Raw genomic sequence first — 20745 nt, 5'->3', positions numbered from 1 at the left:
CGGACCAAGAAATCGAAAGACGATCAGGGAGGGGATTCATGATTCGTCAAAGAGGGGCTTGGCTTTTCCTTGTCATCATCTGTGTCCTGGCGATGAGCACGGGGGTCCGAGCGGACGGCTACGACGCCTTCAAGGGCCTGGAGGGGACGCTCAAGATTTCGGGCGGCACGGCCCACATTCCGGTCATGCAGGAGCTGGCCCGTGAGATCATGACCCGCTACCCGGCCGTTCGCATCACCATTGCCGGGGGTGGTTCCGGTGTGGGCATCAAGCAAGTGGGCGAAGGCCTGGTGGACATCGGAAATTCCGGGCGCAGGCCGACCGACGAGGAGATCGCCACCTACGACTTGCGGCTCCATCGATGGGCCGTGGACGGGGTGGCGGCCGTGGTTCATCCTCAAAACCCCGTTCGGGCGCTCACGAGCCGGCAGTTGCAGGATGTTTTCGCGGGCCGGGTCAGGAACTGGAAGGAGCTGGGAGGCCCGGACCAGGCGATTCATGTGTTCACCCGGGATGAGGCCAGCGGCACCCGGAACGTCTTCTGGAAGAAGGCCCTCGGGAAGGGGACGATCCGAAAGGACGCCGATGTGGTCCCGTCCAACGGAGCCATGAAGACGGCGGTGGCCACGGATCCCGCCGCCATCGGGTATATGTCCGTGGGATATGTGGACGAGACGGTTCAGGCGGTGGCCCTGGACGGTGTGGACCCCAGCGTGGAAAACGTGCGGTCCGGACGGTATCCGGTGGCCCGCGGCTTGTACAGCAACACCAAGGGGAAACCGTCGGCCCTGGCGCAAGCCTTCCTGGACCTCCTGTTCGCCCCGGAAGGCCGGGCGATCATCGCCGCCAAGGGATACATTCCCGCGGACAAATGACCCGCCGTGAACGTCTGACCCGAAAGATCCTGGGGGCGGCCACGCTGTGCGCGGCCGCCCTTCCGCTGTCCATTCTGATCTTCATGGTCGTCCTGGCCCGACCCCTTTTCTCCTCCTTTTCGGTGACGGACCTTCTGACGGGAACGTGGGAGCCCCTCCAGGGGCGCTACGGCATCCTGCCCATGATGACGGCGAGCCTTCTCCTGGCACTCGCCAGCCTGGCGGTGGCCTTTCCGGTGAGCCTGGGTTGCGCCGGATTGATCTTCGGGCTGGCTCCGCCCGTGGTGACGGTTCCCTTACGGCGTCTGGTGCAGCTCATGACGGGATTTCCCACGGTGGTCTACGGCTTCGTGGGCGTCTTCGTGCTGGTTCCCGCGGTCCGGGACCTTTTCCAGGCGGGGTCCGGCCGGTGCCTGCTGAGTGCCTTGGTGCCCCTCTCCCTCATGATCACCCCGACCATGACCCTCTTCTTTTCCGATGCCTTCGCGGCCGTGCCCCGCCCGATCCTCTTGGCGGCGACCGCTTCGGGCGCCGACCCCGTCCAGCGCTTCGTCTGGGTGGTGATCCCGTCCGCGCGAAGGGGGCTGGCGGCGGGGATGGTTCTTTCCTTCGGACGGGCGGTGGGGGATACCCTCATTGCTTTGATGCTGGCCGGCAATGCCGCGCGAATGCCTTCCGGTTTCCTGGAATCGTCAAGGACACTCACGGCCCACGTCGCGTTGGTGATCGCAGCGGACTTTCAAAGCTTGGAGTTCGCCTCCATCTTTGTTTGCGGTATGGTGCTCTATGTACTAACGAGCTGCGCGGCCCTGTGCGCCTGGAGGATGCGCGCCGCGGCGGAAAGGTATTCAGGATGAAGAGAGGTTGTTGGGAAAGGGCCGTTCGCTGCGGGTGTTATGCTGCGGGGTTCTGGGTCGTTTCGGGGGCTGTGGCGGTGGTGGGTTTTGCTGTTCGGCAGGGAGCGCCCCACGTGACTCCGAAGCTCCTTTTCGGCGGTGTCTCTGCCCGGGAGGCTCTGTTCGGCGGAGCCCCGGTTTTCGACGGCCTGTGGCCGGCCGTCGTGGGAACTTTCTACTTGGTGGCGGGGGCCGTGGCTCTGGCGGCGCCTCTGGGTTTGGCCACCGGGATCTATCTGGCCGAATTTTCCAGAGGCCGCCTGAAAGAGGTGCTCACGGTCTTCTTCGACGTGCTGGCCGGCGTGCCGTCCGTGGTGGTGGGGCTTTTCGGTTTCAGCGTCTCCCTCCTTCTCCACAAGATGGTGTCGCCGCGCTTGGGGCCATGTCTGCTGGTGGCCGCCTTTTCTCTCATGATCCTGGTGCTTCCCTACGTGATTCGCGCCACCCAGTCGGCCCTGGAAGGGGTGCCGCAGGAGGTGCGCATCACGGCGTTGAGCCTGGGAGCCGATCCGGTCCAAAATCTCGCGTGGGTCCTCATTCCCCACAGCTTTCGCGGCATCGCCAGCGGACTCCTCCTGGCCGTGGGGCGATGCGCCGAGGATACGGCCGTGATTCTCCTTACCGGCGTGGTGGTGACGGCCGGCGTGCCCCGATCCCTGCTGGACCCTTTCGAAGCGCTTCCTTTCTACATCTATTACGTATCGACCCAGTACGCCTCCCCGGAGGAACTGGAACGGGGATTCGGGGCGGCCCTGATTCTTCTCGGGGTGAGCGTGTCTCTTTTCGCCGTGGCGTATGCCGTCCGTCGGGCAGTGGGCCATTGGGCTCTTTATCGAGCGTGAAGTGGTATGGATCCTGTGATCAAGATCCGGGTGGAGGAGCTGACCTTCCGCTATGGGACCCGGACGGTGTTGCGCGATGTGAACGCCGTTTTTTTCGAGGGCGCTCTGACGGCCGTCGTGGGACCTTCGGGACGGGGCAAGAGCACTTTTCTCATGGCTCTCAACCGGCTTTGGGAGGAGGTGCCGGGGGCCGATGCCCGGGGGCGCGTTTGGGTCCGCTTGGACGGCAATGAACGGTTGGTCTCGGATCCCTCCTTTCCCGTAACGGAACTCCGTCGACGGGTGGCCATGGTGTTCCAGGTGCCCAATCCGCTTCCCATGAGTATTTTCAAGAACGTGGCTTTCCCCCTGAAAGTCATGGGCCTAAGGGACAAGGCAGTTGCGGCGGAAGTGGTGGAGGATGCCCTTCGCCGGGCTTTCCTGTGGGACGAGGTGAAAGACCGCCTCCGCGAGGACGCGCGCCTCCTTTCCGGGGGACAGCAGCAGAGGTTGTGCATTGCCCGGGCCCTGGCCGCGCAACCCGATGTGCTGCTCTTGGATGAGCCCACATCTTCCCTGGACGCCCGTGCGGCGGGGATTATCGAAGAACTCCTGCTGACTCTCAAAGGGCGGTGCACCCTGGTGGTGGTGTCCCACTATCTGGAACAGGTCGAGCGCCTGGCCGATCAGGTCTATGAGGTGGCCGATGAGACGCTGCAGCTCGTATCCTGAACGCCGTTCTGCTGTGGAGAGGTCCCCGGGTTCGGCGGGCTTTCCATTGACCGTGGCACCGCCCGGAAGTTAAAAGGAAGAAATCGCGAAAGGCGAAGGAATTTCAGGCGGGAAAAGCCATGCCGCAGACCACCGGACAGGGACTCACCAGCGAACTCTACAAGACGATCGTCGCGATCGTGGACGACCGGGTGCGCGAAATCCGCGTGACCCGTGAGGAATTCGAGGATCTGAAGGAGGTGGTCCGCGAACTGGCGAAAGCCCAAGCCCGCACCGAACAGCGCCTCGACCGCCTGGCTGAAAAGGTCGAAGAATTGGCGGAAGCGCAGGCCCGTACGGAAAAACGGTTGGATAGCCTTGCGCAGAAAGTCGAGGAACTGGCGGAGGCTCAGAAGCGCACCGAAGCCCGGGTCGAAGAGCTGGCGGAGGCGCAGAAGAAGACGGAAGTCAAGCTGGCCATGCTCACCGACGAGCACCGCAAGACCCGGGAAATGCTGGGCGGCTTGGCCCACACGGTGGGCTACCGCCTGGAGGACGAAGCCATCTGGGCCCTGCCTCACCTTTTGGCCCGCGACTTCGGGATGGAGATCGAAAAGCCGCTGGTGCGGACCTTCCTGGAGGCGGCACCCAATCGCTACGTGGAAGTGAACATCTGGGGCCACGGCGTTGTGGACGGGCGGCGGGTGGCCATCCTGGGCGAAGCCAAGTCTCAGCTCAAGAAACGCGACGTGGACGGATTTCTCAAGACGATGGCGAAGGTCCGGGAGATTTCGGGCATGGAAATCTTTCCGGTTCTCGTCACCTACCAGGCATCCCCCAAGGTGAGACAGGCCGCCGCCGAAAAGGGTATCAAGGTCTATCTGTCCTACGAGCTTCGAATTCCGCGCGGATCTTTGTGACGGCCGCTGACAGATGGCAGCCTCTCGGCTTCGGTGATGTTTTACGGGATCCCCGAGCCGGGCGCAGGGGGTCTCTTCCGGGCCGGGCCCTTGCAGTAACCCCTTGCCTTCAAAGGCGTGGAGAATCGGTTCCCGCCGTCCTCCAGAATTCCTTTGCGTGGTCTTCCGCCAGGATGCGCCGATCATCGAGGCGTATCGTGACCCCCATGGCGTCCAGATGTTCCAGGACCGCGAGGGCCCGGGTCCGGCCGTATCCCAGGGCTCTCGGGCAGTCGCTGAGACGCAGGGCTCCCTTGGTCCGGATCCAGGATCGCACCCGCTCTTCCGTCTCAACGAGGGCTTCCCGGGTGATGTAACGACCGTCCTGGAGTCGGACCAGGCGTTTCTGGGCAGCCAGGTGGTCGAGGATTCGTTGAACCTCGGAGGGATCGAAACGTCCCCGGTTGTGGTCGCAGACGGTTCCGGCCGCGAAGCTGCTCAGCCCCGCCCGGCGGGCGAAGTGGAAAACGGCGTCCAGGATCTCTTTCTGGCGGGCCGTCCACTGGCGTTTTCGTTGGGGCAGCCGGTAGCCGCCTTCGACATGATCCATGATTCCCCGGCGGCACAGATCCGCCAGCAGCTGACGGGTCCATCCGGGGTCCAGTTTCATGTCGACGCGGGCGCGCAGTTCTTCGGCGGAAGCGCATTCTTTCAAGGGGTTGGAGGAAAGGATATCCACAAGGGCGTCGTGGAATTTGCGGCGCAGATTCCCATGGTCCTTTTTCCGCACGTAACGTCCGTCCTCAAGGACCACCAGCCGGTCTTCCTTGGACCATCTCTGCAACACGCGCGACACGTCCCGCCGGCGGAAGCCGCAGGCCAAGGCTGCTTGGGTTTCGGAAAGGGGGGTGTACGGCGAACGGGAAAAAAGGTGGTCGATGGCTCCCTCCAGATCGCCCCGTTGTAAACAGTGGAGATAGGGGAGAATCCGGCCGGCCTTGGATGTGCGGAGCTTTTCCCGGGTTGGTTCCAGGATGCGGCCTCCGCCGGCAATGGCATAGTCGTCCAGGAAGCTCAGCACAAAGCGGTCGCCAGCCAGGCAGCCGATGGTCTCTTCCAGCCGGATCTGGGCGATCGCTTCCTCGCCGGGTGCAAGCAAGGCCCTGTCGAGAAAATGAACCCGGCCCTGGACACAGGCCGTTCCCACATGGACGCGCACCCTTTGTTGATGGGATAGCTTGCGCGGCGCGTGGCGCAACAACCTGACGTCCGCATTCAGATACGGGGCGGCCTCCACCGTGCCGGGCTGGGCCAGGAGCATCCCCGGACGGACCTCGCCCGTGCCCACGTGATAAAGATTCACTCCCACCCGTTGTCCCGCCGCGGCTTCCTTCACCTTCCGGTGATGCACCTCCAGGGATCGCACTCGAGTGAGTCTGCCCGAGGGCAGGATCGCCAGTGGGTCGTTTTCCCTCAATATCCCACTGAGAAGAGTGCCGCTGATGACCGTACCGTGACCCACCACGTTGTGAACCCGGTCGATCCACAGTCGGCAGGGACGGGCCTTGTCCCCCCCGTCGAGCCTCGACGCCATGCGCTCCAGCTCGTGGAGGATGAGGGGGGTGCCCCGCCCGTCCAGGGCCGAAAACGGGACAATGGGGCAGTTTTCCAGAAAGGTGGCTTCCGTCAGCTCTTCGATTTCAAGCCGCGCGTACTCCCGGGTCTCCTCATCCACCCGATCCGCCTTGGAAAGGACTATCATTCCGGTGCGCGCGCCCAGCAGTTGCAGGATGTCCAGGTGGTCGCGGGTTTGGGCCATGACTCCGTCGTCGGCGGCCACCACGAGCACGGCCCCTTCCACGGCGCTCAGCCCCCGGACCGCGTTGCGCAGATAGTCCTTGTGTCCCGGCACATCCACGAGCGAAACGAGCCGGCCGGAGGCAAGACGCAGTGGGGCCACGCCGGGCTCTATGGTCAATCCGCGCCTTTTTTCCTCGGGCGTGCGGTCCGTGTCAATGCCTGTGAGCCGGCGCACCAGGCTTGTCTTGCCGTGGTCCACGTGGCCGGCGATGCCGATGGTAGCAGTCTTGATCATGGGAAGGTCCACCTCCATGCAGGTTCTCTTCGTTCTTCCCGGAGCCGGTTCTCCGTTGCCGAAACCGCTCCACCGCTTCAGGGAGCCATCGGCGCATGAGGACGGATCCATCCAGTCCGGAAGCGACCTGGTAAGCTTCATAAGCGGGGTTCTGCGGCGTGGGGGCGGGACACTGCATCAGATGGGGGTAGTCGTAGGTGGCAGGGTCGAGCACCTGGTCGATGAGCGGCCGCGTGGCCGAATCGGTGGGCTCGGTCCAGCCCATGCGCCGGCAGCACTCGAAGCGGGCCTGGTCGGAGAAGTAGAAATAGGCGTTCAGGAGATCGTTCAAATCCTTGGGCGGCTGTTGCTCCAGTTCGTGCCCTGAGCCCAATCCCAAGGCGCCCATCATGAAGTCGTAGAGCGCCAGCTTGCTTTCCGGTGTTTCCCCCATGCCCACGATTCACCTCCTTTCCCTGGGAGCACGTCACCGAACGGGCGAGCAGCCGTTTCGATCCCGGTGCCGTCGGCCGGGCACACCCGTCGATTCCCGAGGCGGGAAGATCGGCCCCAGGGTCCTGATGCGTTGGGTCATTTCGGAAAAACAGCGTGCCAGTTGGGGACCCATGGAGGCCGCGTTGTGAACCATGGCGATCCGCTCCGGGCTCACACCGATTTCCTTCAGGATGGCACGGGCTCGTTCCACCCGCTTGGCCGCCTTCCGGTTGCCGTCCACATAATGGCATTGACCGGGAAGACAGCCGGAGACCAGAACTCCGTCCACCCCGGCCTCCAGCGCCGCCAAAAGATGGCCCACATCGATGCGCCCCGTGCAAGGCACCAGGACAATTCGCACGTTGGCCGGGTAACTCACGCGTAGCGCCCCGGCCATGTCCGCCGCCGCATAGGAACACCATTGGCAACAGAAGCAGCCCACCAGAGGCTCGAACCTTCGCGGGGTCCTCTGTTCATCCAAGCTTTCCGAAGAGCCTCGCCATGAGCCCAAGGACACCTCCCTCGGAGTTCCATTCACGGACGTCGGCCCCATCGGCGTAGGAATGGAGGGGGCAAGGGGAATCGAACCTCCTCCCGGCTGGTGAGGCCGGGCCGACGGGTTTGCAGCCCGTGGGGCGCCCAGCGCCGTTGCCCCCTCGGACACCCGCCAGGTATCCGGCCGCTGGTTGTGCGACATCCGGTTTGTCGAGACACTAACAGTCATGGCTCCCCTCGCGCCGCCCCGCATGGATGAAAGAGCGGGCCGGAGCAAGGGCATTTGTCGGAACGCCGCGATATGCCATTCTCTATGAGTCGCTGCGCGCCCCTTGCATTGCCGGGCATCCTCATTGCAGCCTTCGCAGTTTCTACAACTAAGAAGATTTGCGTCTATTCGCGTTCATTCGCGGTTCTCTTTCATATTAAAGAAAGGAGGGGAAGACGCGCCTTCCAGATCGGCCCACTGCCTACCTGGCACGGGTGTGTGCGGGATCGCCGGGTCAGGTAAAGCCGAAAAGACGCGCCATGGGGAACTCCTGATTCCGAGTGGGAAAACAAGACCTCTATAGCCCAAAGGAATCGATACGTCACATAGGAAATTTGGATGCATCAGGGCCCCCGCCATCGCCCCGGCCTTTCCAGCCGGGAGCCTCGAAGGGCAGCGCCTCCACGAAGGAGGCTCAACGCCCCGTCCGAATCGGCAGGGTACGGTCTTTTTTTCCCCCAAGGTGAAGGGAGTTGACGGTGGGGGGACCGGATGGTATCGGCAAAAGTCTAGTCGTGTGGGACCGCGCCGGGTTGTTCGGGGAACCCCCCGGGTCCGAACCAAAGGCATTTCAGGGGGCTGGGAAGGCGTTGGCCCGCTTCCGGCGGCCAAGGCAAAAGGAAGGTCATGAATAGACTGGGGTCCCTTGTTCAAAGGCTTCAACAGGCTCTGGAAGTACCCGGCCTCCTGCTGCCGACCGCGGGTGTCAGGGTCTTCGGGGCGGAGGAGACGGTCGCGGAGGAACTTTTTCGCTTCGAGCCCGACGGGGTCGCCGTCACTTCCTGCCACGCCCTTCGAGCGGCCATGCTTGATGATGCGGTTTTTCTGTCCGCGCGAAGCGTCGGCTGTGTGGCGGCGGCCGTCAGCCTGGGCTTCGAGGACATGAACCGGGAGGATCCCCTGGAGGGTCCACGGGAATACACGGAAATCATGCGCAGGAACAGCGGCGATCCCGAATCCTTCAGGCCGCCGTCTCCCCGCGAGTTCAGCGACGGCACCGTCTACGCCTTCCGGGAAGCGGGAAAGAAGGAATACGCTCTTTTCGGCGAAGAAGATTCCGGCCGGTATGCAAGCCGCGCCGTCGCCGTCCGGGCCCTTTCCGGCATGCTTGCCATCCAACCGCCCGCTACCCGGGGGGTATTCTATTTTTCACCCGGTTTTGACGATCTGGAACTGGATCCGGACGTGGTGGTCCTTTCCGTTCGGCCCGTGGAGCTGTGCCGGCTCATCCAGGGCTACCAGTACCTGACCGGCGAGCGTGTGGAGGCGAGCGTGGGAGGACTCAGAGCCGGATGCTCCGACTTGGTGGTGCGGCCTTACCTGACCGGGACCATCAACTTTTCCCCTTTCTGTCTGGGTGCGCGCCTTATTGCTCGATTCGAGGGGGACCGGATGGGGCTGGGGATCCCCGGCCCCCTCTTCGAGACGCTGGTGCGGGGAGTGGAGGCATCCCGAACCGGCTTTCCGTTTCCTCAATACCCGGGAGCCGTGCACTGACCTGCAGGGTCGGCCGAAGGAGGTGGAACACATGGATCATCTCTTTGCCTATGGAACTCTCATGTGTGAGGACATCATGGAAGAGGTGGCCGGGTGTCGGCTCACGTCCGAACCGGGGATTCTGAGAGGGTACCGACGTCGGCGGGTGAAAGGGCAACTCTATCCCGGGATCGCCCCCGAAGCCGGGCAGGCGGTGGAGGGGGTCGTCTATCGCCATGTGCCCGATTCGGCCTGGCTGAGGCTGGATCGGTTCGAAGGGCCGATGTACGTGCGCAGGCTTGTGGAGGTCGAGTCGACGGACGGGCGAAGGGAGCGGGCCTTCGCCTACGTAGTGCGCCATTCGTTCCTCGACCGGCTCGGAGAGGAGGACTGGGACTTTGCCACGTTCCTCAGGGAGGGAAAGATGAGGTTCCGGGAGACCTATGAGGGCTATTCCCGGTGGGCTTGACGAAGGTCCCCCGGGGGGCCTCTCATTCCCTGCGCAGAGCCTCGATGGGGTCCAGTCGGGCGGCTTGCTTGGCCGGGAAGAACCCGAAAGCGATTCCCACGGCGGCTGAGAAGAGGAAGGCGGTGCCCACGATACCGGCATTGAAGATGAAGGGAAGGCCGAGGACGGATGCGGCGATGGCGGCGGTGACGAGTCCGAGGGCGATGCCCGTGATGCCTCCGAAGATGGAAAGGACAACGGCTTCCACGAGGAACTGCGTCAGCACGTCGCGTTCCATGGCCCCGATGGCCAGGCGGATCCCGATCTCACGGGTGCGCTCCGTGACGGAGACCAGCATGATATTCATGATCCCGATGCCGCCCACGATGAGGCTGACCGCCGCCACGGCGCCCAGCAGCGCCGTCATGACCTGAGTGGATCCGGTGAGGGCCTTCGTGATCTCCTGCATGTCCATGACATGGAAATCGTCCTCCTTGTCGGCGGAAATGCGCCGCCTTTCCCTCATCAATTCCGTGATCTGTTCCTTCACCTTTTGGGTGGAGATCCCTTCTTTTACCGAGACGTAGATGGCCTGGACGTCGGTGTTGCCGGCCAGCCGCCGCTGGAAGGTGCGCAAGGGGATGAGGACCACGTCGTCCTGGTCGGCGCCGAAGCTCGACTGTCCCTTGGATTCCAGCACCCCGATCACCCGGCAGGACAGCTTGCCCAATCGGATCCAGGCGCCGACGGCTTCCGAGGATCCGAAAAGCTCCTTTCTGACGGTGGTCCCCAGGAGACACACCGCCTTGCCCGACCTCTCTTCCGCCTCGGAAAAGGTGCGACCGTCCGCCAGAGGCCAGTTGCGCACCTGGAGAAACCCCCGGGTGGTTCCGGTGACCGTTGTGGAGCGGTTGCGGCTTCCGTGAATCGCCTGGGCGGACATGGAAGCAACGGGCGCCACCGCTTCCACGCCGCCCACCTCCCGCGCAATGGCCCGGGCGTCTTCCGCCTCCAGCGGATCGGCTTCCGAGCGCACGCCGCCCGGGCCCCGATGGGCCTGTCCGGGCCGCACGTCCAGTCTGTTGCTCCCCAGACTCGAGATCTCCGAAGCCACCTGTGCCGTGGCCCCTTCACCGAGGGTGACCAGGGTGATGACGGCGGCCACTCCGATAACGATCCCCAGGATGGTGAGGGCGGATCGGAGGACGTTGCGCCGGATGGTTCGGATGGCCATGCGGATGTTTTGTCGGATCACGACGGTTTCCTTTCCGGCGGTTGTCCGTCGACGATGAGACCGTCGCGGAAGCGGATGCATCTTCTTGCGAAGGCCGCCGTTTCCACGTCATGGGTGACCATGACGATGGTGAGGCCGCGTTCTCTGTTGAGGGCCGTCAGCAGCTCCATGATCTCGCGGCTCGTGACGGAATCCAGGTTCCCCGTGGGTTCGTCGGCCAGCAGCAATTTGGGGTGGGTCACGATGGCGCGCGCAATGGCCACCCGCTGCTGTTGGCCACCGGACAATTCTCCGGGGCTATGGGATTCGCGGCCCTCCAGGCCCACGGATTTCAGGGCCTCCGCCGCCAGGCGCCTTCTTGCGCCGCCAGGCATCGATCGGTAGATGAGAGGCAGTTCCACGTTTTCCAGCGCCGTGGTTCGGTGCAGGAGGTTGAAACCCTGGAAGACGAAACCCAGAAAGTACCGACGCAGCAGAGCCCTTTGGTCTCTCGTCAGCGCCCCCACATCCACTCCTTGGAGCAGGTAGCTGCCCGACGTGGGTGTGTCCAGGCAGCCCAGGATGTTCATGGTCGTGGATTTTCCGGATCCGCTGGAGCCCATGATGGCCACGAATTCCCCCGCATGGATGGTGAGGTCGATGCCCTTCAAGGCGTGTACGGCCGCCTGGCCGGTGCCGTAAACCTTTCGAACCTTACGCAATTGGACGAGGGGAGGTCCGCTTTGCGATACGTGGGTGTTTCCGCTCATCCGCCAACCCTCACGGCGTCCACCACCACGAGCATCCCCGGTTCCAGTTCGCCTTCTTGGATGACCGTCCTGGTCCCGTCCGTTTCTCCCGGGGTCACCGGGATTCGTCGGAGGCGTCCGTCCTCGAGAACCCACACGGCGGCCTCCCGGCCGTCCGACGGGACCGCCGGCTTCTTCTTGCTTGTGGGGCGCGGCGGCCTGGGGATCAACCTGGAAATCAGGGACCCCGAGGACTCGTCCTCATGTCCTGCCGTGGTCTCGGGCGTGAAACGCAAGGCCTGATTGGGAACCAACAAGGCATCCTGCACCTCCTTCACCAGGATTTCCGCCGTGGCGGTCATTCCCGGCCGGAGGGACAAGTCCGAGTTGTTCACGATCAAAACCGTCTCATAAGTGACCACCCCGTCTTCCTCGTTGGCCCCGAATCGCACCTGGGCGATGGAGGCCGGAAAACGCCTGTCGGGATAGGCGTCCACCGTGAACTCCGCCCGTTGCCCCTCGCGCACGAGCCCCACATCGGCTTCGTCCACATCCACGATGAGCTCCATCTGGGTCAGGTCCTGGGCCAGCGTGAAGAGAACGGGCGCTTCCAGCGTGGCGGCCACGGTCTGTCCCGGTTCCACGGAACGGTCCAATACGATGCCGTCAATGGGGGAACGGATCACCGCTTTGGCCAGATCCGATTCGATGGTGGCGATGGTCGCCTGCTTTTGGGCCACCTCCGCTTGGTACCTGGAAACGGCCGCCCGGGCTCGGGCCAGATCCGCCTCGGCTGCGTCCAGATCCTGCCGGGAGACCGCCTGTCCGTCGGTCATGGCCCACAGACGCTTCTTGCGGGCCAGTTCGCTTTCGGTTTCCTTCAGGGTCGCCTGGGCATCCGCGAGTTGGGCCTGGACCGCTTGGAGCGCGGCCTGAGATTCCCGCAGTTCCGCTTCCAGCTTGCTGGTGTCCAGTCGGGCCAGAACCTGTCCCTTGCGAACGCGGTCGTTGTAATCCGCTTCCACGGACCGCACGGTTCCCGAAAGCTCGCTTCCGACCTCCACTTCGGTGGTGGGCTCCAGGTTTCCCGTGGCGCTCACCGTAACGGAAAGACTGCCTCGGAGCACCTCACGGGTTTCGTAACGAACGGCGCCGTCGGAGCGGCCTCTCCAATGGAGGGCCGCAAGGAGGATCACCCCCACCAGAGCTCCTACCAGCAACAGCAATCGGACATGCCGACCTCTGCCGCGGGCGGCATGGGTTTCCAACAGTTCCTTCACATCGAGATCCTGGTCTTGTGTCACCGGTCCGTTCACTCCTTTCCCCGAGCCGCGTCGCGGGTGGCGGTTCCCGGATATTCCCAGCCTCCCCCCAGGGCCTTGAAGAGTCTCACCAGATTCGAAGCTTCCTCGCCCTCGCTCGCGGCCAGCTGATCTTGCAGGCTCAGAAGGGCCCGCCCGGCCTCGAGCACGTCGCTGTAGTCGTTTTGCCCCGCCGCATAGCCGGCCCGGGCGAGCTCGGCGGCATGACGTGCGGCGAGGACGCCGTTTTCCAGGAATCGTTTCCGCTTCCTCCCCTGGACATAGGCCGAAAGGGCCTCTTCCACCTCCTTCAACGCATTGAGCACGGTGGCTTCGTAGGTCGAAAGGGCCTGGCGTTGAAGCTCCGTTTGGATCTCCACGGCGGCGCGCAGCTCTCCGGCCCGGAAGACCGGCAGGGAAACGGAAGGACCGAGGCTGAAAATGCGGTTGCCCATATCCAGGAGATCGCCCGCCGTAAGGGATTCCAGGCCCAGGCTTCCTTTCAGTGTGAGTTTCGGATAGAGATCGGCCACCGCCTCACCCACGCGGGCCGTCTGGGCCGCCAGTTCCCGCTCGGCGCGCCGGATGTCCGGCCGACGGCGGAGAAGGTCCGAGGGGATCCCCACGGCAACCTGCGCGGGGGCGTGCGGGATCGGCTCAAGACTCTCCAAGAGGGTGTGCAGGGATCCGGGAGGACGCCCCACGAGCACGGCCAGGCTGTCTTTTGCCGATTCCAGATCCGCCTTCAATTCGGGGATCTGTGCGCGCACCCCTTCCAGGTCGTACAAGCTCTGTTGCACCTCCAGTTCCGTGGCGAGGCCCGCCAGCCGGCGTTGGGTGGTCAATCGGTGGAGCGCCTCGCGCGTTTCCAGATCCCGTTCCAGGACGGCCAGCCTGTTTTGGAGGGTGCGCATTTCCATATAGGCCAGTGCCACCTCGGCGGCCATGGAGACCTGCACGTCACGCAAGTCTTCCTGTGCCGCCTGTTCGTCGGCTTCGGCGGCTTCCACCGACCTGCGGGCTCCCCCGAACAGATCCAGTTCCCATGAGGAATCCAACCCGGCGGTGAAAAGTTCACTCACCACCCCGACCCTGGAACGGCTCCTGGCGTAAGACCCCGTGCCGTCCGCGGTGGGGAAGAGCGCCGCGCGGGACATCCTCCGGGCGGCGCGGGCCTGGCGAACCTTGGACCGTGCCGTCTGCAAGTCCGGATGGGCCTCCAGGGACCACTGCACCAGCCGGGACAAAACGGGGTCCTGGAAGGCCTCCCACCAGGTGGACAGGAAACGTTCGTCGGTCGTGGCGCACGCGAGGCCTTCCTCCAGGGGGGATGTCCATGAATCGGGCACTTTCTTTTCGGGGGCGACATAGGAGGGACCGACGGCGCACCCCGCAAGGCACAAAACGGCCATGGCGCAGGGGATGAAGAAGAGGTAAAAGGATCGTCCGGGATGTGTTGTCATAGGGTATCCGTCTGAGTCTCCCTTGGGTTTCGGAGTCCCTTTCCGTGGACTCGCGGCTTGCGGGCTCCGTTGACGGTGCGGATCATAGCGGCCGAATGTGGAGAAAATATGGAGAAAATCTGTGAAAGATGAGGACGGGTGAACCATGAAACTCACCTTCCGATCCAAGGTGTTTCTGACCCTCCTGTTCAACAGCCTGGTCGTCGTCATCGGCATGCTGTTGATTGCCGGCTTTTACGCGGCCCGAAACTTCGAACGGTATGTGGTGAAGGTGGAAGAGAGAAAGGTGAACGGTTTGCTGGAGTTACTAAGCCGGGAATACGAACTGGCGGGGGACTGGGCCCCCCTTCGGGAATCCGTGGGTCAATGGCTGCTCATTTTGGGCATGCGCCCCGGCCGTCCTCACGAGGAGACCGGCGGGGCGGAGGAGTCCGCCCGAAACGGCGCCGGCGTTTCGGAAACCGAGGGCGGCCGGCGCGCGAGGCCCCGTTATGTTCTCTTCGACCGGAACCGGCATGCTCTGAGTCCCACGGATTCCGTGTCTGCCGACGGCTATGACCTCAAGGCCGTTCGCGCCGGCGGAAAGGTGGTGGGATGGCTTGGGGTCCACGAGCGCCCCCGCCCTTCCCAGCCACTGGACGTGGAGTTTCTGAGGCACCAGGCCAGCACCTTCCGGGCGGTGGGCGGGGTGGCCGTTGTGGTGGCCATCGTCGTCACCTGGGCCCTGTCCAGGCATCTGTTGGCCCCCGTGCAGGAGTTGGTGAAAGGGACCCGGGCGCTCATGTCGCGCCGCTTCGAAACCCGGGTGGAAGTGGGCTCGGACGACGAATTCGGGCGGCTCGCCTCCGATTTCAACGAGATGGCGCGGACCCTGGAGCGTTACGAGCGGATGCGTCGGCAATGGCTGGCGGACATCGCCCATGAATTGAGAACCCCTCTGGCCGTGCTGCGGGGGGAGATCGAGGCCATGTTGGACGGTGTGCGGGATGTGAACCGGGAGGCATTGGAATCGCTCCACGGCGAGGTCCTCCATCTGAGTCGGATCGTGCATGATCTGCACGACTTGTCCCTGATCGAATCGGGTCGGTTCCAGGCGGAGTTGAAGCCGGTGGATCCCTTGGGGGTCTTGGACGAGACGTTGAAGGCCTTTCGGACGCGCTTCGACCAGCGGGGAATGGAGATCCGGGCCCCGGACTTCGCCCGGGAGGCGCCTGTCCACGTCCGGGCGGATCCGGACCGCCTCCGGCAGCTCTTTTCCAACATCTTGGAGAATACGCTTCGCTATGGTGAGGCTCCGGGCTGGATCGAGATCGGGGTCGAGACGGATCCCGGCCGGGTCGTCATCCACCTGGAGGATTCCGGGCCGGGTGTTCCCGAAGAGTGCCTGGATCGCCTCTTCGACAGGCTCTACCGAGTGGATAGGGCCAGGAGTCGGGCGCAAGGGGGCAGCGGCCTCGGCCTTGCCATTTGCAGGAGTATAGTGGAATCTGTCGGGGGTAGGATCGGAGCCGCCCGCGGGACCTCCGGGGGTTTGCGCATCACGGTGGAGTTCCCCCGACTTTGATGCTTTTGGAAAGCCGGGGGCGCGCGCAGCTGGAGAGAAGTCATGGCGGATCGGATCACGGTGCTCGTGGTGGAGGACGAAGCCAAGATCGCCGGCATCCTGAAGGACTATCTGGAAAAGAGCGGCTACCGCGCGGTGGTGGTGGATCGAGGTGATGCGGCACTGGATCATGTTCGGCGAAACCCGCCCGGCCTGATCCTGCTGGACATCATGTTGCCCGGGCTTGACGGGATGAGCGTGTGCCGTGAGATTCGAAGCTTTTCCAGCGTGCCCATCATCATGATCACGGCCAGGGTGGAGGAGTTGGACCGTCTTCTCGGGCTGGAGCTGGGTGCCGACGACTATATCTGCAAGCCCTTCAGCCCGCGGGAAGTGGTGGCCCGGGTCAGGGCCGTTTTGCGAAGATCCGTCGCGTCGTCGGCCGTCGAGACGGGCACGATCTTCCGGGTGGGGCATATCACCTTGAACCCGGAAACCCGCCAGGTGGTGGTGCACGGCCGGGAGGTGCGGCTGACCCCGTCCGAATTCGGCCTGCTGAAAACGCTGATGAGCCGGCCCAACAGGGTCTTTTCCCGGGCGGAGCTCATTGGAGCCGTCCAGGGGTATGATTTCGACGGTTACGATCGCACCATCGATTCCCACGTGAAGAACCTGAGGAAGAAACTGGCACGTCATCTTCCGGATTGCGAAGTCATCAGCACCATCTACGGCGTGGGGTACCGCCTCAACGCCGCCGTTGAGAAATGATGGTCCGCAGGTGCCGGCATGGTGCGGCTCGGAGATCGGAAGACGGGGCTCCGGCAAGCGGGCGGGAAGGATGGAACGGATATGGAACGACGGCCCTGCGGGTCCGACGATTGGAGGAGCTGCTGGAACTCCCCCTGGGGGCCTCCCCTGGTGGGGGCGCACCGCGGGGGGCGGGCTCTGGCTTCGGAAAACACCCTGGCGGCGGCCATGCTCAGTTTCGCCGTGGGGGCCGATTTCTGGGAGATGGACGTGCAGCTGTCCGCCGACGGCGTCCCGGTGGTGATCCACGATCCGACGCTGAAGCGCACGTCCAACGCGGCCCGGGTGGACGTGCACAAGGCCCCGTGGCGGGTGAGGGATTACCTGCTGACCGATCTGGAAAAACTGGACGTGGATGTCCATCCGCCGAAGGTGGACGCTCCCGGCGATCCCCTCCAGCGGATCCTCTGGAGCCTGAAGGATTCCGGGGACGAAACGCATCATCGACTGTCCACCCTGCGCCAAGCCCTCCTGTTGACGCGGGCCCTGGGCTGGAGGGTCAACGTGGAGATCAAGGGCGACGGCAAGACCCGGAGCCGCCTCACGGAAGAGACGGTGCGGATCGTCATGGAAACGGGCATGGGTCCATCGGTGCTCATCTCGTCTTTCCACGAAGATGCCCTCGTTCGGGTGAAGGCCCTGGAACCCTCCCTGGCCGCAGGGCTCCTGACCAGGAAGCCCTTCCAGGACCCGGTGGCGGCCGTGCGGCGCCTGGGAGTGGATGCGTACCACCCCAAGGCGAGTCTGGTGACGGAAGAGGACGTCCGAAGATGTGCCGAGGCGGGCATTCCGGTAATCGTCTGGACGGTCAACGAGCCGGAGGAGATGGAACGGTTCGCGGACCTGGGCGTGTTCGGCATCATCACCGACCGGCCCCACGTGCTTGTGCATCTGAAAAAAAGAAGGGGGGCCCGGCAAGACAACCGCCCTTAGGAGGCTGTCCGAGAACTCCGCAAACCGTCACTCCCGCGCAAGCGGGAGTCCATAGGTTCCCGGAAATCCTGGATCCCCGCTCCCCGTTCAAGCCGGGGACAAGCTTCGCGGGGATGACGGATGGAGACAAAACGAGGCAAAGAGCCCATTGCCGGACAGCCTCTTAGGAGGCTGGGCGGAAGCGGATTTCCGTTTCGGGAGCCGGGGATTTTCACCTCTTTTCCTGAAAATCGGTCATCCCCGGCGTTTCGGGACAGCTCCTGCGGGGTTCGCAGGAAAAAGGGGCCGTATCGCCTGGGTGGGGGAGAAACCCGGGGGGTTCCCGAAAACGCCACGCCGCCAAGGATGGCGGAATACAGATTACGGGTCACAGATCACGGACCGCGGATCATGCGGTCTTACCGAAAGAGAGGAGAACCCATCCATGGTGACGGTGCTCGACTACGGCGCGGGAAATGTTCGAAGCGTGGTGAACGCCATTGGGAGCCTGGGCCGGGAGGTTCGGTTCGTGGAGCGCCCGGAGGACATCCTGCAGGCGGAAAGGCTGGTCTTTCCCGGAGTGGGGGCTTTCGGGGAGATGATGCGCGTGCTGAGGCATCGCGGCTACGTGGAACCCCTCCTGGCGTATTTGCGCTCCGACCGGCCGTTTCTGGGGATCTGCCTGGGCCTCCAGGCCCTCTTTGAGGGGAGCGAGGAGGCACCGGGGGAGGACGGCCTGGGGTTCTTTCCGGGGATCGTCCGCCGGTTCCGGGTGGATCTGGCCGTGCCCCATATCGGCTGGAACGGCATCAAGGCGAGGAAACCGTCGGTGCTCTTCCGCGGCGTGGAAGGAAACGAGAAGGTCTACTTCGTCCATTCCTACCACGTGGAGCCTCGGGATCCGTCCGTGGTGCTGACCGCCACCGATTACGGCGTGGAGTTCGTGAGCGCCGTGGAGAAGGGGCGGGTCGCGGCCGTCCAGTTCCACCCGGAAAAGAGCGGCCCGGTGGGCCTGAAGATCCTGAAAAACTTCCTGGAAGGAACGGGCGCCCCGGTGCTGCCGCGGGTGGTGGAACCCAAGACCCAACTGGCCAAGCGCATCATCGCCTGCCTGGACGTGCGGGCCAACGATCGGGGGGACCTGGTGGTCACCAAGGGTGACCAGTACGATGTGCGCGAAAAGGGCCAAGTGCGCAACCTGGGAAAACCCGTGGACCTCGCCCGCCGCTACTACGAAGAAGGCGCGGACGAGATCACCTTTCTCAACATCACCGGCTTTCGTGATTTCCCCCTGAAGGACATGCCCATGCTGGAAGTCCTTCGGAGGACGTCGGAAAAGGTCTTCGTGCCGCTCACCATCGGCGGGGGCATTCGCGACTACACCGACAAGGACGGCACCCGCTACGGGGCTCTCCAGGTGGCTTCCGAATACTTCCGGTCGGGAGCGGACAAGGTGTCCATCGGAAGCGACGCCGTGACCGTCGTGGAGGAGGTGCTGAAGACGGGCGCACCCACGGGACGGAGCGCCATCGAGGAGATTTCCCGGGTCTACGGCAGCCAGGCCGTGGTCATCTCCATCGACCCGCGGCGGGTGTACGTGCCGTCGCCGGACGCGGTGCCGCACCGGGTGATGGAGACGGCCTTTCCCGGTCCCGGCGGAGAACGCTATTGCTGGTACCAGTGCACGGTGAAGGGCGGCCGGGAAGGCCGGCCCGTGGACGCCGTGACCCTGGCCCGGGTGTGCGAGGATCTGGGGGCGGGGGAGATTCTCCTCAACTGCATCGACCGGGACGGCACGAACCTGGGCTTCGATCTGGAACTGATCCACGCCGTGCGGGAAGCGGTCACCATCCCGGTGATCGCCTCCAGCGGCGCGGGATGCCCTGAGCACTTCCTGGAGGTCTTCACCCGGACGCGGGCGGAAGCCGCCCTGGCCGCCGGGATCTTCCACCGCCGGGAGGTAGGCATCGGGGAGGTGAAGGAGCTTCTTCGGGGGAAGGTTCCGGTGCGCCTGCCCCTGGGATGAACTCACCGCAGAGACGCAGAGGGCGCAGAGGTTTACGGGGAGGATGCTTCGGGCCGGGGCGCTGAGACGCCGCCCCGGCCCGAGCCGCCGCCTGGCGGCACGGTCTGGACTCGTCCCCGGATCGGGAGTGCTGGGTCCCCGCCTCCGCGGGGACGACGAAGAGACATCCGGAGAACCGAAGAAAAGGAACGCCGGGAGCCTTCAGCCCCGCGGGAATTTTTCCAAACGCCCGGATTTCCGTGGAACCACCGAGACAACCTCAGGCATTCCGACCCCAGGATCCGCAGCCCTGAAGGCGCTCGCTCCCTTCAGGGCTGCGGATTACAGTTCCAGCCGAGGAACATTATGCCTGCGGCTTTTGCCCTTTGCGTCTCTTGGCCCATCCGGCGAGGCCCACCAGGCCCGTTCCCAGAAGCAGCATGCTCGCCGGCTCCGGCGTATGAACTCTTACCGTTTCATAGACCACGTCGTTGGCGCAGTTGACCGTAAAGCCGAGGGTGAGGTCCGTGGGAAGCGTCAGTGCGATCGAAGAACCGAAGTCAAAGGTGAGTTCGGGGGTTCTCCACCCGGTGAACTCAACCGTCCCCAGCAGAGCGGAATCCGCGGGTTGTTCGCCAAGGCCGATGGGGTGATCATCCCGGATGAGGTAACCGGCCCAGTAGCCCTGGTTGTCCCTCCCGGACGTCAGGTAACCGGTGGCCGAGTTCAACGGGAGATCGACCGAATAAAGCGACCAATTGCCGGAATAGACCACGTATTCCCATTGATCATCGCTGTCCACGTCCAGGAAGAGATCCCCCGGGTGGAGCTTGCCCCACGTGGTACCGCTTTCCCATTCCTTAAAGGAGAAAGTGATCTGTTTCAGAAAGGCCCCTTCCACCGTGATGGTTCCGCCGGTAAAGTCCGGATCGCCGATAGTGTCCTGAGAGTCATCTCTGGAGCCGTTCCCCCAGCCCGGCCAGTAATTGTGGGTATCGCCGAAGGTGAGGGTGAGGGATTGGGCGGGGTGGGGAAGGCAAAGAATAAAGGTTCCAAACAAGAGCAAGAGGAAAAGAGGGTTTCGTTTCATCGATGGGTCTCCTGGTCCGTGTCCGTTCAACGGCCCCCGGGTTTTGGGTGGGGGCGTCCGCTGCTTCCGTGCTTCCTTCATGACCAATCGGCGTCCATTCCCGACGATCCCCAATGGGGCAGCCCATATATAGGCAAGATGAATGCCAGTTCGCAAAGAAAGGAAACGAAATTAGAAAAGCAAGGAAATACAAATAGGTGATGT

General features: G+C 63.8%; 19 protein-coding genes and 1 tRNA gene. 11 read left to right on the top strand and 9 right to left on the bottom strand.

Translation table 11 applies throughout. The features are described 5' to 3' along the window. The first annotated feature begins 38 nt into the window (after positions 1–38). The 5 genes from BUB04_RS07255 to BUB04_RS07235 all read left to right on the top strand — a co-directional run bounded on the left by BUB04_RS07255 (position 39) and on the right by BUB04_RS07235 (position 4223). Positions 39–875 carry a phosphate ABC transporter substrate-binding protein gene (locus BUB04_RS07255; protein WP_073038330.1) on the top strand — a complete coding sequence of 279 codons (837 nt, stop codon included), beginning with the start codon at positions 39–41 and terminating at the stop codon, positions 873–875. Continuing rightward, positions 872–1732 carry a PstC family ABC transporter permease gene (locus BUB04_RS07250; protein ID WP_073038329.1) on the top strand — a complete coding sequence of 287 codons (861 nt, stop codon included), beginning with the start codon at positions 872–874 and terminating at the stop codon, positions 1730–1732. Before BUB04_RS07255 ends, BUB04_RS07250 begins: the two co-directional genes overlap by 4 nt. After that, positions 1729–2613, top strand: a complete 885-nt coding sequence (locus BUB04_RS07245) for a PstA family ABC transporter permease (RefSeq protein ID WP_073038328.1) — start codon at positions 1729–1731, stop codon at positions 2611–2613. The genes BUB04_RS07250 and BUB04_RS07245 overlap by 4 nt, the downstream gene beginning before the upstream one ends. A 6-nt stretch (positions 2614–2619) precedes the next feature. Then, positions 2620–3324 carry a phosphate ABC transporter ATP-binding protein gene (locus tag BUB04_RS07240; protein WP_073038327.1) on the top strand — a complete coding sequence of 235 codons (705 nt, stop codon included), beginning with the start codon at positions 2620–2622 and terminating at the stop codon, positions 3322–3324. A 119-nt stretch (positions 3325–3443) separates the two neighbouring features. Beyond that, positions 3444–4223, top strand: a complete 780-nt coding sequence (locus BUB04_RS07235) for a hypothetical protein (protein WP_073038326.1) — start codon at positions 3444–3446, stop codon at positions 4221–4223. A gap of 109 nt (positions 4224–4332) precedes the next feature. Here BUB04_RS07235 and selB read toward each other — a convergent pair whose 3' ends face one another. From selB to BUB04_RS19280, 4 genes are all read right to left on the bottom strand, one after another. After that, positions 4333–6297 carry a selenocysteine-specific translation elongation factor gene (gene selB, locus BUB04_RS07230; RefSeq protein WP_073038325.1) on the bottom strand — a complete coding sequence of 655 codons (1965 nt, stop codon included), beginning with the start codon at positions 6295–6297 and terminating at the stop codon, positions 4333–4335. Further along, the gene (locus BUB04_RS19285) at positions 6215–6730 is read right to left on the bottom strand and encodes a hypothetical protein (protein WP_178371933.1); all 516 of its coding nucleotides are present in this window, start codon (positions 6728–6730) and stop codon (positions 6215–6217) included. The genes selB and BUB04_RS19285 overlap by 83 nt, the downstream gene beginning before the upstream one ends. A gap of 33 nt (positions 6731–6763) precedes the next feature. Further along, entirely contained in the window at positions 6764–7282 is a 519-nt protein-coding gene (locus BUB04_RS07220; RefSeq protein WP_245795149.1) for a hydrogenase iron-sulfur subunit, read from the bottom strand. Positions 7283–7335: 53 nt separating this feature from the next. After that, a tRNA-Cys gene (locus tag BUB04_RS19280) sits at positions 7336–7427 on the bottom strand. A 734-nt stretch (positions 7428–8161) separates the two neighbouring features. On the opposite strand from BUB04_RS19280, the gene BUB04_RS07215 reads away from it, so the two are divergent. Beyond that, positions 8162–9031: a DUF169 domain-containing protein gene (locus tag BUB04_RS07215; protein ID WP_073038323.1), complete on the top strand. Its 870-nt coding sequence runs from the start codon at positions 8162–8164 to the stop codon at positions 9029–9031. Positions 9032–9062: 31 nt separating this feature from the next. After that, positions 9063–9479 carry a gamma-glutamylcyclotransferase family protein gene (locus BUB04_RS07210; protein WP_073038322.1) on the top strand — a complete coding sequence of 139 codons (417 nt, stop codon included), beginning with the start codon at positions 9063–9065 and terminating at the stop codon, positions 9477–9479. A gap of 22 nt (positions 9480–9501) precedes the next feature. On the opposite strand, the gene BUB04_RS07205 is transcribed toward BUB04_RS07210, so the two are convergent. From BUB04_RS07205 to BUB04_RS07190, 4 genes are read right to left on the bottom strand one after another with little or no spacing between them, the layout of a single operon-like run. Continuing rightward, positions 9502–10713: an ABC transporter permease gene (locus BUB04_RS07205; RefSeq protein WP_073038321.1), complete on the bottom strand. Its 1212-nt coding sequence runs from the start codon at positions 10711–10713 to the stop codon at positions 9502–9504. Further along, positions 10710–11441, bottom strand: coding sequence for an ABC transporter ATP-binding protein (locus tag BUB04_RS07200; RefSeq protein WP_073038320.1), 732 nt, complete (start codon positions 11439–11441; stop codon positions 10710–10712). The genes BUB04_RS07205 and BUB04_RS07200 overlap by 4 nt, the downstream gene beginning before the upstream one ends. Continuing rightward, a complete protein-coding gene (locus tag BUB04_RS07195; protein ID WP_073038319.1) occupies positions 11438–12724 on the bottom strand; it encodes an efflux RND transporter periplasmic adaptor subunit in 1287 nt (428 codons plus the stop codon). Before BUB04_RS07195 ends, BUB04_RS07200 begins: the two co-directional genes overlap by 4 nt. 8 nt (positions 12725–12732) lie before the next feature. Next, complete coding sequence (locus tag BUB04_RS07190; protein ID WP_073038318.1) at positions 12733–14184, bottom strand: efflux transporter outer membrane subunit; 1452 nt, start codon at positions 14182–14184, stop codon at positions 12733–12735. 145 nt (positions 14185–14329) lie between these two features. Between BUB04_RS07190 and BUB04_RS07185 the strand changes: the two genes are divergently transcribed. From BUB04_RS07185 to hisF, 4 genes are all read left to right on the top strand, one after another. Then, positions 14330–15748, top strand: a complete 1419-nt coding sequence (locus BUB04_RS07185; protein ID WP_073038317.1) for an ATP-binding protein — start codon at positions 14330–14332, stop codon at positions 15746–15748. A 42-nt stretch (positions 15749–15790) separates the two neighbouring features. After that, entirely contained in the window at positions 15791–16495 is a 705-nt protein-coding gene (locus BUB04_RS07180) for a response regulator (protein ID WP_073038316.1), read from the top strand. Positions 16496–16576: 81 nt separating this feature from the next. Further along, positions 16577–17467: a glycerophosphodiester phosphodiesterase gene (locus BUB04_RS07175; protein ID WP_073038402.1), complete on the top strand. Its 891-nt coding sequence runs from the start codon at positions 16577–16579 to the stop codon at positions 17465–17467. A gap of 424 nt (positions 17468–17891) precedes the next feature. After that, positions 17892–19472: an imidazole glycerol phosphate synthase subunit HisF gene (gene hisF / locus BUB04_RS07170; protein ID WP_073038315.1), complete on the top strand. Its 1581-nt coding sequence runs from the start codon at positions 17892–17894 to the stop codon at positions 19470–19472. Between the two features lie 343 nt (positions 19473–19815). Here hisF and BUB04_RS07165 read toward each other — a convergent pair whose 3' ends face one another. After that, entirely contained in the window at positions 19816–20541 is a 726-nt protein-coding gene (locus BUB04_RS07165) for a PEP-CTERM sorting domain-containing protein (protein WP_073038314.1), read from the bottom strand. Positions 20542–20745: the final 204 nt, after the last annotated feature.

Source organism: Desulfacinum infernum DSM 9756, assembly GCF_900129305.1.
GTDB classification, from domain to species: domain Bacteria; phylum Desulfobacterota; class Syntrophobacteria; order Syntrophobacterales; family DSM-9756; genus Desulfacinum; species Desulfacinum infernum.
The sequence above is the reverse complement of the archived record's forward strand: the minus strand, read 5'-3'. Positions and strand labels throughout refer to the sequence as shown.

Excerpts from the sequence above, each read along its gene's own strand:
- BUB04_RS07200 (WP_073038320.1), bottom strand. The coding sequence starts at position 11,441 with ATGAGCGGAAACACCCACGTATCGCAAAGCGGACCTCCCCTCGTCCAA.
- hisF (WP_073038315.1), top strand. The coding sequence starts at position 17,892 with ATGGTGACGGTGCTCGACTACGGCGCGGGAAATGTTCGAAGCGTGGTG.
- BUB04_RS07215 (WP_073038323.1), top strand. The coding sequence starts at position 8,162 with ATGAATAGACTGGGGTCCCTTGTTCAAAGGCTTCAACAGGCTCTGGAA.
- BUB04_RS07180 (WP_073038316.1), top strand. The coding sequence starts at position 15,791 with ATGGCGGATCGGATCACGGTGCTCGTGGTGGAGGACGAAGCCAAGATC.
- BUB04_RS07185 (WP_073038317.1), top strand. The coding sequence starts at position 14,330 with ATGAAACTCACCTTCCGATCCAAGGTGTTTCTGACCCTCCTGTTCAAC.
- BUB04_RS07240 (WP_073038327.1), top strand. The coding sequence starts at position 2,620 with ATGGATCCTGTGATCAAGATCCGGGTGGAGGAGCTGACCTTCCGCTAT.
- BUB04_RS07255 (WP_073038330.1), top strand. The coding sequence starts at position 39 with ATGATTCGTCAAAGAGGGGCTTGGCTTTTCCTTGTCATCATCTGTGTC.
- BUB04_RS19285 (WP_178371933.1), bottom strand. The coding sequence starts at position 6,730 with ATGGGGGAAACACCGGAAAGCAAGCTGGCGCTCTACGACTTCATGATG.
- BUB04_RS07165 (WP_073038314.1), bottom strand. The coding sequence starts at position 20,541 with ATGAAACGAAACCCTCTTTTCCTCTTGCTCTTGTTTGGAACCTTTATT.
- BUB04_RS07210 (WP_073038322.1), top strand. The coding sequence starts at position 9,063 with ATGGATCATCTCTTTGCCTATGGAACTCTCATGTGTGAGGACATCATG.
- BUB04_RS07250 (WP_073038329.1), top strand. The coding sequence starts at position 872 with ATGACCCGCCGTGAACGTCTGACCCGAAAGATCCTGGGGGCGGCCACG.
- selB (WP_073038325.1), bottom strand. The coding sequence starts at position 6,297 with ATGATCAAGACTGCTACCATCGGCATCGCCGGCCACGTGGACCACGGC.
- BUB04_RS07235 (WP_073038326.1), top strand. The coding sequence starts at position 3,444 with ATGCCGCAGACCACCGGACAGGGACTCACCAGCGAACTCTACAAGACG.
- BUB04_RS07175 (WP_073038402.1), top strand. The coding sequence starts at position 16,577 with ATGGAACGACGGCCCTGCGGGTCCGACGATTGGAGGAGCTGCTGGAAC.
- BUB04_RS07190 (WP_073038318.1), bottom strand. The coding sequence starts at position 14,184 with ATGACAACACATCCCGGACGATCCTTTTACCTCTTCTTCATCCCCTGC.
- BUB04_RS07245 (WP_073038328.1), top strand. The coding sequence starts at position 1,729 with ATGAAGAGAGGTTGTTGGGAAAGGGCCGTTCGCTGCGGGTGTTATGCT.